Consider the following 13436-nt stretch of genomic DNA (forward strand, 5'->3'; position numbering starts at 1 on the left):
GCGGGCATCGCGGGTCTCCGCGCGTTCAACGAGTCCTCGGGCCTGTTGCACGCGGGGGTGTGGTCGGCTCCGCTCTCGTACCTGCTAGGCAGTGTGCTGCCGGCGACCACGGCGGCGGTGTCGGTGTTCGCGGCGCTGCGCGGAGGCCGAGCGCCCGCTGGTCGGCGGCGGCGGGGAGCTCGGGGTCATCGACCCGGAGGTGTTGTGGTCGTGCACCAACTGCGGGGCGTGCGTGGAGCAGTGCCGACCGGTCGATGTGCTGCGGCGGCGCGATGTGGATGGAGGAGCGCGTCGGCAAGCGGATCAACCTCGACCGCGTCGACGAAGCCCTGGGCACCGCCCCGTCGAAGATCGCCACCGGCTGCCCGTTCTGCAAGGTGATGCTTACCGACGGCCTGACTCAGCGGCAGAATGAGAACCAGGCCTTCGAAGACGTTGAGATCGTCGACGTGGCGCAGCTGCTGTTCTCAGCAGTCAAACACGGCACCGATCGTGCCCAGGCAACGCACCATTCCCCATGAGTTTCCCGTCGATATGAGAGAGGTCGGTTCATGGTCAGCCACGAAATGCTAGAAGTGATCGATAGCATTACCGATTTTCCCTTGGATGTTCCGGGGCAGCGGCGCCACTACGAGAGGGTGTGGCGGGCAGTGCCGGTCGATGAGGACATCCGCTCTGAGCCTGCGGACCTGGGTGGTATCGGCGGAGCACGCTCGGAATGGGTGTGGACGGGCGAGCAGGCGAGCGATGCCTGCTTCATGTACTTCCACGGTGGCGGCTACGTGTGCGGCGAACCGTGGATGTGGCGGCAGTTCAATGGGACGCTGTCGCGAGCGTCGGGCATGCGGTGCCTCGCCTTCGACTACCGGCTTGCGCCGGAGTACCCGTTCCCGACGGCCGTCGCCGACTCGTTCGCCGCCTACCGCTGGCTGCTCAACAGCGGTGTCAGTCCCCAAGAGATCGTGTTGACCGGCGACTCGGCGGGCGGGGCTCTCGTGTTGGCTGTGCTCGTCGAGCTACGCGAGAAGGGCCTGCCGCTGCCGGCGGGTGGCGTGGTGATGTCGCCCTGGACCGATCTGGAGCTCCGTGGTCAATCGATGACCCCGGCCACCAATGATCCGCTCACCACCGAGGAGTCAGCGGGGTCGATGGCGCGGCTGTACCTCGACGGTCAGGACCCGCGGAGCCCACTCGCCTCGGTCCTCTACGCCGACCTCACCGAGCTCCCGCCGGTGCATGTCGAGGCGGGCACGAGGGACGTGTTGTACAGCGACTCCACCCGGCTAGTCGAGAAGCTGACGGAAGCCGGGAACGACGTTCGTTTCCATTCGGTCCCTGGAGCCATCCATTCCTACCCGGCGCTGGCTGGGGGGACCCCGGAAGCAGCGGAGGCAATCGACCGTATGGCAGATTTCGTGATCACGATCACCGGCCGCACAAGTTCAGTTCCCCACGAGTAAACGGACTCAGGCTGTCGGGGAGTACGGAAGACTGCGGCTAGCTAGACCGCCGATGCCCGGCAGAGTGCCACCCCACCCAACCGCCATGATCAACCAGCCGGGCATTCCCGGGTCCATCCCACCCTCACCCATGTGCGAAACACGGGGCTAGCCAACGGCCGCGGTCGCCGCGGTGGGCGGTGCCTGGGTATGCCAGCTGGTGCGCTGCTGGTAGGCGTGGGCGACGGTCAGGACGGTGGTGTCGTCGCCGGGACGCCCGACGATCTGGAGCCCGATAGGCAAACCGGAGCTGGTGAAACCACAGGGAATCGAAACCGCTGGCGCACCGAGAAGATTCGCCATTCGGGTGAGCCGATTACCAGCCCTGGCCATATGCCGGGCACCGAACTGATGCGCGGGCTGCTCACCGAATCGCTGTGGCGGTTCGGGGGAGGTGAGGGTGAGAAGGACGTCCCTGCCGTCGATAGCTTTGCGGAACTCGTCCTGGAACACCTTGCGAACCCGCGAAGCCCTCAGGTAAGCCGACGCAGGCACGGTACTGGCCAGGGCGACCCGACGCCGCGCCCCCGGACCGAACTGCGCGCTCCGAGCACGGAACAGCTCTTCGTGCACGGAATAGGACTCTGCCAGCACCAGCACCGAATGCGCTGTCTGGGCTTGTTCGATCATCGGCAGGGTGACCGATCCTCGGACCATTCCCGCCTCTTCAAACACCCGCACCGCGTCTTCGAACGCCGTCACGAACTCCGGATCCGCATCATCGAGAAAAAACCCACTCGGAATCCCGAACCGCAGCCCACGCACTCGGCCACCAACAACCGCGTCCGTATCCACCGGCGGCATCTCCACCGATCCCGAATCACGCGTATCGAACCCCTCCACCGCCCGGGTCGTCAACGCCGCATCCGCTACATCACGAGTCAGCGGACCCACATGATCCAAGGTCCAGCTCAATGGAAAAACCCCAAATCTACTGACTCGGCCGGCGCTCGGTTTAAAACCGACAACACCGCACCCCGAAGCCGGCCCGCGAATAGAACCACCCGTGTCCGTCCCCAACGACGCAAACACCATACGAGCAGAAACCCCGGCCGCACTCCCACTGCTCGATCCCACCGTGACTCGCTCAAGATCCCACGGATTACGAGTACGCCCAAACGGATAAGCAGTGCCGGGGCCCATTGCGAACTCATAAGTCTGCGCTTTGCCCACAATAATCGCACCCGCAGCACGCAATCGCTCCACCACAGCCGCATCAAACTCAGGCACAAAGTCCGCCATCGCCTGCGACCCTGCGGTATTACGCACACCACGAACAAAAATCAGGTCCTTCAGCGACACCGGCACCCCATGCAACGGACCGCGATACTCCCCGCGGGAGAACTCGCTCTCCGCAACACGCGCTGCAGCCAACGCCTGCTCGCCCATCACCGTCACAAACGCACCCACCAGCGGCTCCAACCCGGTAATCCGCTCAAGCGCGTCCTCCACCACAGCGACCGGAGACACCTCACCCCGCCGCAACAACCCCGACACGGCCCCCAGCGACAACTCACCCAGCGACATCAGACCATCCCCTCACCAGCGGCAGCTCGGCATTCGGGTCAATCCCGGTGATATCCACCTCGGCCATCCCGCTGATCGCCTCGATGAGCGACGCGATCAGCGGGACCAGGGCCGGGTCGGCCGTCTCTTCGGGCAAGCAGAAGAGTTCTCGCACCTCTGCGGGCAGACCGTCGTTCACCGAAGAAACGTAGTGCGGAGGCCCCCGGATTTATCCGTGGGGAGGAAGCACGAAGCACGTCAAGCCGTGATTAACGCGTCCAGCGGTAACCATCCCACCCGATGCTTACTGGTGTCGGCCTGCTGTGTTAAATGATCAGTGTGAGGACGGCGTACAAGGTTCGGGCCTATCCCGACCCCGAGCAAGCGGCCCAGCTGGGCCGCACGTTCGGGTGCGTACGCCTCGTGTGGAACAAGACCCTCGCCGAACGCCACCGCTGCTACCACGCCGGCAAAAAGACCTCCTACAAGGAGACCGACGCCGCGCTGACCGCGTGGAAGAAGACTGAAGAACTGGGGTTTCTGTCCGAGGTGTCGTCGGTGCCGTTGCAGCAGACGTTGCGGCACCAGCACACCGCTTTCGCGAACTTCTTCGCTGGACGTGCTCGCTACCCGCGCTTCAAGTCGCGTAACGGACGTCGGTCGGCGCACTACACGCGCAGCGCGTTTAGCCTGCGCGATGGAAAGCTGAAGCTGGCCAAGCACAACGCGCCGCTTGAGTATGTGTGGTCCTGGGGTGCAGAGGTTCTTCAGTTTCTGAATCCGACTATGGTGATCGTTTCCCGCGAGCCTGACGGCCGCTGGTACGTGACCTTCGCCGTGGACACCGACGAGCCCGGACACGCCCCGGCCACCGGCCGCACGGTCGGCGTTGACCTGGGGGTGAAAGACTTCGCTGTCCTGTCCACCGGGGAGAAGATCCCCAACGCCGGTCACGTGGACCGTAAGGCCCGCAACCTTGCCCGCTATCAACGTCAGATGGCCCGCAAGCAGCGCGGTTCAGCGAACCGCCGCAAGGCTAAAGCCAAGGTTGCCCGGGCGCACCGCAAGGTGCGGCACGCGCGGCAGGACTTCCTGCACCGCACCTCAACGGGCCTGGTTCGTAACAATGACCTGGTCGCGGTCGAAGACCTCGCGGTGAAGAACATGGTCCGCAACCGGAAACTGGCCAAGGCGATCTCTGATTGCGGGTGGAGCGAGTTCCGGCGCCAGCTCGAATACAAAGCCGAGCGAGCGGGAAAGATCGTCGTTGTCGTTGACCGCTGGTACCCGAGCTCAAAGACCTGCTCGAACTGCGGGCACCTGCTGAAGAACCTGAAACTGTCGGTGCGGCACTGGACGTGCCCCGACTGCGGCACTCGGCACGACCGGGACCACAACGCCGCGAAGAACATCCTTGCCGCTGGTCGAGCGGTAGCCGGGTGGAAATCCGGCGATGCCTGTGGAGCTGGTGTAAGCCGGGGCGAGCTTGCTCGCGCGCAGTCGGCTATGAAGCAGGAAACCCAACCTGTGAAGGTTGGATTCCCCCGCCTTTAGGCGTGGGGAGGAAGTCAATCTCCGCTCCCCTTGAGGATCTGGGCGACCTGCTCGTCGCTCTTGGTCCAAGCGGCGTCAACCTCTTGAGGCGTCATGTAGTTCAGCAGGAAGCCGAGCTCCGCCGCCTTGGCGATCACCGCCTGATCCTGCATCGCTACCTTGGTCGCCTCGCTAAGCCGGGTAACGATCGCGTCTGGCGTCCCCGCCGGAACCGACAGGATGCCGACCGAAGCCATTTCCAGGTCGAAACCCTGCTCAGCGAAGGTCTTCACGTCCGGCAGCAGCGACACCGGCTCCTTGGCCATCACTCCAAGCGCGCGCATCTGACCGCTCTTGACGTACTGCTGGATCTCCGGCACGGACGAGAACGCGACCTCGATATGCCCGCCGAGCAACGCCACCGCCGTAGGGCCACCGCCGTCAAACTGCACGTTCGCGAAGCTGATCTCAGCGCTGTTTTCCAGGAGCACGCGGGCCATATCCGCCGGTCCACCCAGCGCGCCGGTGCCGACGGCGAGCTTCGCGGGGTTCGCCTTCGCCTTCGTGACGAGATCGTTTACCGACTTGAGGTCACTGTTGGCGTTGACCACCGCGACGATCGGGGTCGAGAAGTAGTTCGCGAAGCCCTTGAAGTTCTCGCGTTTGAACGCTGCCTTCCGCTGCGGGTCAAGGTAGGCGTTGGGGGTAGTCGGCAGCAGGGTGTAGCCGAAGGTGTAGCCGTCGGGCTTGGCCTGACTCAATGCGGTCATCCCGACCTGACTGCTCGCCCCGGGCTGGTTGATGACCTCGATGGAAGTGTCAAGTTCCTTGCCCAGGGCTGGCGTCAGGACGCGTGCGGAGACGTCAGTGAGGCCGCCGGGCGCGAAGGGGATGATCATGGTGATCGGCTTCCCCTGCTTGGGAAAGACGTCATTTCCCCCACCGGAGTTGGCCGTCGTGCAGGCGGCGAGCCCGATGGCGGCGGCGAACATCACCGCCATCATCCGCAGTGTCTTTCTGGCGTTGCGCACTGTTTTCCCTTTCGTTCGGAGGTGGTCCGGTATGCCTGCCGCAGATGTCATTCGTCGACGGTGACGCGGTGCTCAGCGCGCACCGCACGCGTCGCGAAGGCGGCGACCGCCACGACGCTCAAGCACAGCAGGACGATCGAGATAGGACTGGATACGAGGATCGAAGGATCACCCTGCGACACCGACAACGATTGACGCAGCGCCTTCTCGACCATCGGAGCGAGGATCAAGGTCAAGCAGAGAGGGGCGAGCGGTACATCGAGACGTTTGAACGCATACCCGATGAAGCCGAAGGCGATCACGACTACGACGTCGAACACGTTGGCGCGCAAGGCATAGGCACCCACGACGGCGAATACGATGATCAGCCCGTACAGCAGGGAATAAGGAATCTTGAGAATCGCCGCCCATGCCGGGATCAGCGGCAGATTCAGCACCAGCAGGATTACGTTGCCGACGAAGAAGCTCGCGATGATCGCCCATGCCAGCTCGCCATGTTCGGCAAAGAGCAACGGTCCCGGGGTAAGCCCGTTTTGCAGGAACGCGCCGGTGAGCACGGCCAGTGTCGCGGAAGCCGGGATGCCCAGGGTGAACAGCGGGATCAGCGATGAGTTCGCGTACGCGTTGTTAGCCGTCTCCGGGCCTGCCACCCCTTCAATCGCTCCCTTGCCGAAGTCACCCGGCTTCTTCGACATGCGCCGTTCCAGGCCATACGACATGAAGGTGGGAACCGCGGCGCCCACCCCAGGAACCAGGCCCAGCAGGAAACCGATACCGGTACCACGGGCCACAGCCGGACCGGTTTTGGCGATCGCCCGCCATTCCGGCCGCCCAGTCTTCTGGATGGCCACATCGGTGTTGTCACGCCCAGTGAGGTTCAGCAGGATTTCACTGAGGCCGAAGAGGCCCATGAGTACCGGAACGAACTCGATACCATTGAGCAACTCGGTGCTGCCGAAGGTGAATCGTGGTTCCCCGACGACCGGGTCGATGCCGATGGCGGCGATCAGCGCGCCGACGATCGCACTGATGAAGGCGAGCTTGAGGGACCGGCCAGCCAGGCCAACTACCAGAGTGAGGCCGAAGAGAACTAGCGCGAAGAACTCTGCGGGACCGAACTTCAGGGCGATGCTGCTCAACGGGATGGCCAGGAACACCAACCCCAGTGACGCTATGGTGCCCCCGATGAACGAACCGATGGCGGCGGAGGCAAGCGCGGTGGCGGCCCGCCCTCGTTTGGCCATCTGATGACCGTCAAGGCAGGTTACCGCCGACGACACCTCGCCAGGAGTGTTCAGCAGCACCGAGGTGATCGTGCCGCCGTACTGCGCGCCGTAGTAGATCGCACACAGCATGATGATCGCGGCGACCGGGTTGAACCCGGCAGCGATGGGAATGAGCATCGCCGTCGTCGCCGTCGGCCCGATGCCGGGCAGCACGCCAACCAGTGTGCCGAGCAGGCAGCCGATCAGCGCGAAGAGCAAGTTCTCCGGCTGCAGGGCCATAGACAGGCCCTGACCGAGCAGGTTCAGCGAGTCGAACATATATTGATCGGGAACTCAAAGGTCTGATCTTCGTTGATCTGGCATGATCGCTGGTGTGCGGGATGCGCGGAGGTTATCGCCTGAGACGCAGGAGGATCTGCGGCGCAGGGTGGTAGCGGCTGTCCATGGTGGGATGACCCAGGCCGAGGCGGCGCAGGTGTTCGCGGTGTCGGCGCAGTCGGTGTCCAGATGGGTGCAGGCGTGGCGAAAACGCGGCTCGAAGGGTCTTGCCGCGCGTCGCCGGGGCCGCAAGGCCGGGGAGCAGAAAGTGTTGAGTGCCCGCCGGCAGCGCAAGCTGCGGTATGCGGTGGCCGAGCACACTCCGGCCACGTTCGGGCTGACCGGCCTGGTGTGGACCCGCAAGGCCGTGGCCGAGCTGATCCGGGTACGGCACGGCATCGTGTTGAGCCTGACCACGGTCGGCAAATACCTGCGTTCCTGGGGGCTGTCACCGCAGAAACCGATCCGCAAAGCCTACGAGCAGAATCCCGAAGCGGTGCGGGTGTGGCTGGAAGAGGACTACCCGGCCATCGCCGCCCGCGCCCGCCGCGAAGGCGCGACGGTGCTATGGCTGGACCAGACCGGGATCCGCTCGGACGCCGCCGTGGGCCGCACCTGGGCCCCGACAGGCACAACGCCGGTGGTGGGCAAGACAGGCAAGCGGTTCAGCGTGAATGCCATGTGCGCGATCGGCAACAAGGGCGAGCTGTACTTCACCGTCTACATCGGGTCGTTCAACGCCGGGGTCTTCCTCCCCTTCCTCAAACGCCTGGCCGGCCATCACGGCCGTAAGGTCCACCTGATCGTCGACGGACACCCCGTCCACCGCCGCAAGACCGTCCAGAAGTGGCTCACCGAACACCGCTCGGACATCGAGATGCATTTCCTTCCCGGCTACAGCCCCGAGCTCAACCCCGATGAGATCCTCAATGCCGACCTCAAACGCGCCGTGTCCACCGGCACAGCACCGAAAACCCGCGACGAGCTGGAAACAGTGGTCCGCTCCTTCCTCCACCGACTCCAGAAGCTGCCCGACCGAGTTCGCTCCTACTTCGGCAAACCCGAAGTCCGCTACGCCGCCTGACATCACATATTTGCCCTGCGCATCAATAAGTTCGGGCACCGCGCCGAAGCTGCGCAGCTTACCTCGACATTCGACACACAATACCCACGCGTTGAGACGTGCAGCGACGCAGCTACGCAGGCCCACAGGGCACAGCAGTAGTTGAGCTGCTGATCCGTGTTCGGTGCATTCGATCGCTTCGCTGGTGCCTGGCTGCTGTGTGTTCGACCGGCCACGGAAGGTCGTGGGGCTGGAAGACGTGCGGAACGACGACGTGGCTTCCTTCTTCGGGTAACGATCACTCCGTGGTGTTCTTGCGCCTTCGGCAGGTCGGCAGGAGCAGGAGCGGAACTGGAGCGCGGTAGGTACCGTAGTAGGTGAGAACTGCGTGGAAACGCTGTCAACGGACGCGTTTTGTCCTGGGGTTTCTCGGTTTTCGCAGGTGACTGTCTCTTGTGGACCTGACTGGGGGTCAAGGGGTCGCAGGTTCAAATCCTGTCAGCCCGACGTTGGCGGAAGCCCGCTGACCGGCACGTTAGTGCAGGTCAGCGGGCTTTTTGTGTTCTGGTGTGGATCTTGGGTGATCGTCCCGAAGTGTGCCGTCTCGAATTTCGGCGATTTTTGGGAGGATTTTGGGAGTTGTGGATCTTGAGCCCCGGCGGGGTCAAATGGGGTCGCGCTGATCTTGGTCATTCATTGATCCATCTGGGTGGATATGAAAGTGGTGCCGAACACTGCATATTGGGGCGGGTGTGGGGCTGCAAGGATTCCAGAGGATGAACCCACCTGGTCTAAGTAACCGATGACTGATCGTGCAGCGCCGACGACCGCGAAATGCTCGCGACCACGCGGTACCAGCTCGCCGCGCTGGTCCGCGAGCAGAGCTCACAACACCTCGTAATCGAGCAGTCCGGGACATGACCGCGACCGCGGAACCGGTGGGCAGGCACACCAGGTGTCCGTCCGCGTCCCGCGACTACGAGCCCTACGCCCAGCCCGAGGAGGATGGCTCGATTTCGCACAGCCAGCCACGTTCTCGCGCCTGTGCGACTACCCGGAGTCGGTCGTGGGGTGCCGGTCGGCCGGGTGGTGGCGTACGGCAAGGCGGTCCCATGCGGACGGCCGGACGTCCGATGGCGCCAGCACGATATCGCCCTCCCGCGCAGCCGGCGGCTCAGAGGCACCGGCGAGCCGGGCATGTACGAGGCTGCGCAGCCGCGCACCGCATGCGCGGTAGAACCGCAACTGGGTGCGGCGCCCGAACAAGCGCCACCCCAGCTTCAGGACCGGGCCGAGGGCCGGATCGCGTTGTGAGTAGCCGGTGATGACGAACTCGACCTCGCCGGTACACATTTTCTTGACGACTTCGTAGTGCATCTTCCCGCGTTCCAAGTGGCCTTCCAGGGTCTCGTAGGCCCAGCCCCACACGCGTCCGTCGTCCAGCGTCTGATCGGTGACGTCGGTGACCCGCACGCCCATGTGGAAGTGCAACCCGTGGAAGCGTCCGTCGAGCAGCATGTTCCTGCCCAGTAGGTCTTCGCGGCGGTCGTAGACGGCGCGCACGAACTGCGGCACCGAGAACTCGTAGTCGCGCACCAGGCCACACGCGATCTCCCACGGGCCGCCTGGCTCGGGAGGACCGGGTTGCTCCCGCGCCACCGGGTGCCGGTAGGTGTCGAAGTTCCAACAGGTGGGCTCGACCTGCTCGACCGCGTAGTTCACGCGCTTGGTGGGCAGGTCTCGCAGAGCGCGGGCGATGTCGATGCCGGTGAAGAATCGCGGTCGCACCGCCGATCACTCGCGTTCGCGCAGGGAGTCACCGATCAGCCACAGCATTGGCGGCCACAGGCCGGTAAACAGCGCACGCCGTTCGGCGTTGCCCCGCTGCTGCTGGTCCACCGTTTTAGCCCGAATCCACAGGGTCAGGCACAGCGCGACCGAGCCCAACGATAGGGCGTGCAGATGCGTGCTGCGCAATCCAGCGGCGTGCAAGAGCCGAACGATCATCAGTCCTCCCAGCACACGTGGTGTCCGCTGTCCTGGGGTATACCCAACACGGGAGCGGTCACGCTGGCCAGCGCGACGAGGAGATGCCCATGTCGGTGCTTTGCACGTGCACCAGTCAGTTGCAGATCGTGCTGCGCTGGCTGGCGGGCATGGCCCTGGTCTTCTGGCGGTACCTGTGGGAGACGACGCCGCTGCACCGCACCGAAGAGGTCGGCGATGGCTCGGACCTGCCGCCGGAGCTGCCCGAGGAACTCGTCGACGACCGCAGCCAACTCCTCGCGAACGGAGTGGGACCGGTCTTCCACCGCCGGTTCAGCGTGCGCATCACCGACAGCGCGCTCACCGCCCCTGAGCTCGTCGACGCCATCGCAGCCGACATGAACCGGGCCGTACCGCGGGAGGTCACCAAGGTGCGCACCGCCAAGGGCCCAGGTGATCGAACGCAGGTGGGGGACGAGGTCGTGGTGCACATGCCGGGGCCGTGGGACGCTCCTGTTCGCGTCGTGGCCCGCATGGATGACTCCTTCCGGCTCGCCACCTTGCGTGGCCACCTCGAATCGGGGCTCATCGAGTTCCGCACCCGGTCCGAGGGCAGCGGTCTGGTCTTCGAGATCGAGGCGTGGGCCCGGGCAAGCACGCCGCTGCTGAACGTGCTGTACGGGAAGCTGCGAGTGGCTAAGGAGATGCAGTTCAACATGTGGGTCCGCTGCTGCCTCGCGGCCGCCGCCCTGGCACGTGGTCGGCCGCAGAATGGCGTCACCATCCGGACCCGCCGCCACTTCGCTCCGCGTTTGTGATCGTTAGCCACACACCACACGCTGGTTGCGGTCGTCGCGGTCGGTGACTTCGCCCTGCAGGACGGCGTCGTAGGGGTTCCGGTAGTACACACCAACGCGCTGAAAATGCCACGATTAGCGTGGAAGCGCCGGTCGTGGTCAGTCCTCATTCTCGTCGTCGAGGTGGTCGATTTCGCCGGGAGGGTGATCACGTCTGCGTAGTGTTCGATCGCTGACAGTAGAAACTGGACGAGATTTGCGTGATCACGGTCGAGGTCCGAGGCCGTGACCGCGGAGTCGCCGCCCGCCGCGCACCGGCCGACACGCGTTCGGGATGGTGTGATGTTGTTTCCTACACGCCGTATTCGCGTGCAAACTGAACGCCAGGAAGCCGCGAGGCTTCCGGACGTGGTCCGCGTTCTGCTGGAGCAGCACGCACGCATCCGCGGCCTCTTCGCGGAGGTCAAGAACGCACAGGGCGAGCAGAAGCAGAACCGGTTCGACGAGCTGAGGGCCCTGCTGGCCGTCCATGAAACCGCCGAGGAATTGGTCCTGCGGCCTATCGCGAAGAAGACGGCCGGCGATGCCGAAGCCGACGCACGAAACTACGAGGAAGAGGAAGCCAACCAGGTACTCGCCGAACATGAGTAGATGGATGTCAAGAGCACGGATGTTGCGTCGCGCTTGTGTGGATGTGCCGGACCAGGCCGGGCCTGGGCGTTCAGTGAAGCACGGTCACGTGAGCGATGGGGGACCCGCAGGAGCTCGCGCTCATAAACGATGGGTTCTGCATGACTCCGTCAATACCAGCGGCGACTCCGCATGACGATCCATCACTCGGACTAGGAGCGGACTAGGAGGCGCCGAGGATCATCAGGGCGGTGTGTAGCGAGGTGCGTGATTCGGCTGAGTCGAGTGGAATGTTCAGGATGCGTTCGATGGTTTGCAGCCGGGTGTAGAGGGTGGGGCGACTGAGTCCGGTGGTTCGGGCGGTGTGGGTTTTGGACCCGCCGCAGTCCAGGTATGTGCGCAGCAGGCTGAGGAGATCGTCGTTGTTGCGGGCGTCGTGTTCGAGCAGTCTGCCGAGTTCGGTTTCGGCGAAGGCTTGGACGTGGTGGTCGTTGCGGATCAGGGCGATCAGTCCGCGTAGCCGCACATCTGTGAAGCGGTAGAGGCGGTTGACTTCTGGCATGGTGACGCCAACGTCGGCGACGTGTTCTGCTTCGGAGATTTCCTGCGCCGCGGCAAGCAGAGTGGCGGCGTGCGGGGCTGTACCCGCGACCCAGGCGTTGGTGCCGTCCCGCTGGGACAAGCGGATGTCGAGGCCGGCGCAGACCTGGTGGAGAGCGTTGTCGGGTTCGGCGCAGGACATCACCGCGGAAACGGTGCCTTCGCGACGGATGGAGACGATCGCGGTGTGGCCGGTTTCCGAGATTGCCTGGCGCAGGGTGGTGAGCAGGCGGCGGTCGATCTCACCCTGGGTCAGTGGGTGTGCATCGGGCCGTTGGGGGACGCGTATGACGATCGGGACGTAGTACTTGTTCGTCTTGAGGCCGAGTGCGTTCGCCCTGACCAGAGCTTCGGTTTCGTCGTTGATCCGGCCGCTGAGCATGTCGTCGAGCAGGCCGCCGAGTGCGTGGACGACGAGGGCGTCGCGCTCTTGCTGGAGCATCCGGTGCAGCTGCAGGGATTGCGCTGCGCGTTCGAGCACCATTTTCGCGCGCGGCTCGTTTGCTGCTTCGACCGGCAGCACGAGTCGTCCCCATCGTTCGGTCCCGACACCGACACGTACCGCCGACCATCCGGAAGTCTTCGCGGCACTGGGCGAATCGTGCATTCGCGACCGCTCTGCCCATTGATCCAGGAGCTGCGAGGTCGATTCGCCCGCCGCGCAGTGAGCCAGTACGTGTCGGTTCAGGTCCTCCAGCACGAGCGGGGCGTTGAGGATGTGCGATGCGCGGGTGACGATGTCGGTGCTGGATGCGCGCGCCATGTTGAGTGAGGTGAAGACCTCGTGGGTGGTGCGGGCGAAGCTCACCTCGTCGTACTGTTCGGCCACGATCCTGCGGTGGACCTGCTCGGTCACCTCGACGAAGCGGATCTCGGCTTCGAGTACGACGACGGGTACCCCGGCAGCCTCGGCCACGCGTTCGAGGTCGGCTGGTACGTCGCGCAGGTGCGTGCCGAGTTCAACGACGAGTCCGGCGACCTGCTGGGTGCCGAGCATCGTGAGGTAGTCCGAGACCGCTGCGGGGCCGCCGGTGAGGGGCAGTCCGGTGCTCAGCACCAGCTCGCCGCCTTCCAGCAGGTCGGTGAGGTCGGTGGATTCGCTGATGTGCACCCATCGAATCGGGCGGTCGAGAAGCGTGCGGCCTGCGACGACCCTTGGGCGGCCGGCCGCAACGACCGGCAGTGCGAGCACGTCGCGAACAGTCAGGATCATCTGACGAATTGTAAATTGGCCGCCCTCATTTTTT

General features: G+C 64.5%; 13 protein-coding genes and 1 pseudogene. 6 read left to right on the plus strand and 8 right to left on the minus strand.

Annotated features, from left to right (window positions below; genetic code table 11):
• Positions 1-242 precede the first annotated feature (242 nt).
• Positions 243-521 (plus strand): annotated as a pseudogene (locus ACRXBZ_RS34530) (heterodisulfide reductase-related iron-sulfur binding cluster); the annotation flags it as partial.
• Positions 522-575: 54 nt separating this feature from the next.
• Positions 576-1460, plus strand: coding sequence for an alpha/beta hydrolase (locus ACRXBZ_RS34535; RefSeq protein ID WP_433882637.1), 885 nt, complete (start codon positions 576-578; stop codon positions 1458-1460).
• Positions 1461-1607: 147 nt separating this feature from the next.
• Here the strand turns inward: ACRXBZ_RS34535 and ACRXBZ_RS34540 are convergent, their stop codons facing one another.
• Positions 1608-3026 carry an amidase gene (locus ACRXBZ_RS34540; RefSeq protein ID WP_433882638.1) on the minus strand — a complete coding sequence of 473 codons (1419 nt, stop codon included), beginning with the start codon at positions 3024-3026 and terminating at the stop codon, positions 1608-1610.
• On the minus strand, positions 3013-3204 hold the full coding sequence (locus tag ACRXBZ_RS34545; RefSeq protein WP_433882639.1) for a hypothetical protein: 192 nt from the start codon (positions 3202-3204) through the stop codon (positions 3013-3015). The genes ACRXBZ_RS34540 and ACRXBZ_RS34545 overlap by 14 nt, the downstream gene beginning before the upstream one ends.
• A gap of 131 nt (positions 3205-3335) precedes the next feature.
• Between ACRXBZ_RS34545 and ACRXBZ_RS34550 the strand changes: the two genes are divergently transcribed.
• Positions 3336-4559 (plus strand): RNA-guided endonuclease InsQ/TnpB family protein, encoded by a 1224-nt coding sequence (locus ACRXBZ_RS34550; RefSeq protein ID WP_433882640.1) that lies wholly within the window; start codon positions 3336-3338, stop codon positions 4557-4559.
• A gap of 14 nt (positions 4560-4573) precedes the next feature.
• Here ACRXBZ_RS34550 and ACRXBZ_RS34555 read toward each other — a convergent pair whose 3' ends face one another.
• Positions 4574-5539, minus strand: a complete 966-nt coding sequence (locus tag ACRXBZ_RS34555) for a tripartite tricarboxylate transporter substrate binding protein (RefSeq protein ID WP_433882641.1) — start codon at positions 5537-5539, stop codon at positions 4574-4576.
• Positions 5540-5616: 77 nt separating this feature from the next.
• Complete coding sequence (locus ACRXBZ_RS34560) at positions 5617-7113, minus strand: tripartite tricarboxylate transporter permease (RefSeq protein WP_433882642.1); 1497 nt, start codon at positions 7111-7113, stop codon at positions 5617-5619.
• A 43-nt stretch (positions 7114-7156) separates the two neighbouring features.
• Between ACRXBZ_RS34560 and ACRXBZ_RS34565 the strand changes: the two genes are divergently transcribed.
• The gene (locus ACRXBZ_RS34565; protein WP_433882643.1) at positions 7157-8197 is read left to right on the plus strand and encodes an IS630 family transposase; all 1041 of its coding nucleotides are present in this window, start codon (positions 7157-7159) and stop codon (positions 8195-8197) included.
• Positions 8198-8674: 477 nt separating this feature from the next.
• Here the strand turns inward: ACRXBZ_RS34565 and ACRXBZ_RS34570 are convergent, their stop codons facing one another.
• From ACRXBZ_RS34570 to ACRXBZ_RS34580, 3 genes are all read right to left on the minus strand, one after another.
• Entirely contained in the window at positions 8675-8869 is a 195-nt protein-coding gene (locus ACRXBZ_RS34570; protein ID WP_433882644.1) for a hypothetical protein, read from the minus strand.
• 357 nt (positions 8870-9226) lie between these two features.
• Positions 9227-9964: a DUF1990 family protein gene (locus tag ACRXBZ_RS34575; RefSeq protein WP_433882645.1), complete on the minus strand. Its 738-nt coding sequence runs from the start codon at positions 9962-9964 to the stop codon at positions 9227-9229.
• 6 nt (positions 9965-9970) lie between these two features.
• Positions 9971-10183: a hypothetical protein gene (locus tag ACRXBZ_RS34580; RefSeq protein ID WP_433882646.1), complete on the minus strand. Its 213-nt coding sequence runs from the start codon at positions 10181-10183 to the stop codon at positions 9971-9973.
• An 89-nt stretch (positions 10184-10272) separates the two neighbouring features.
• Here ACRXBZ_RS34580 and ACRXBZ_RS34585 point away from each other — a divergent pair, with 89 nt between their 5' ends.
• Both ACRXBZ_RS34585 and ACRXBZ_RS34590 read left to right on the plus strand, forming a co-directional pair.
• Complete coding sequence (locus tag ACRXBZ_RS34585) at positions 10273-10980, plus strand: DUF1990 family protein (protein WP_433882647.1); 708 nt, start codon at positions 10273-10275, stop codon at positions 10978-10980.
• A gap of 348 nt (positions 10981-11328) precedes the next feature.
• The gene (locus ACRXBZ_RS34590) at positions 11329-11610 is read left to right on the plus strand and encodes a hemerythrin domain-containing protein (RefSeq protein WP_433882648.1); all 282 of its coding nucleotides are present in this window, start codon (positions 11329-11331) and stop codon (positions 11608-11610) included.
• Positions 11611-11812: 202 nt separating this feature from the next.
• On the opposite strand, the gene ACRXBZ_RS34595 is transcribed toward ACRXBZ_RS34590, so the two are convergent.
• Positions 11813-13402: a PucR family transcriptional regulator gene (locus ACRXBZ_RS34595; protein WP_433882649.1), complete on the minus strand. Its 1590-nt coding sequence runs from the start codon at positions 13400-13402 to the stop codon at positions 11813-11815.
• Positions 13403-13436: the final 34 nt, after the last annotated feature.

Origin of the sequence: Saccharopolyspora hattusasensis (genome assembly GCF_050972075.1) — a bacterium.
Lineage (GTDB): Bacteria > Actinomycetota > Actinomycetes > Mycobacteriales > Pseudonocardiaceae > Saccharopolyspora > Saccharopolyspora hattusasensis.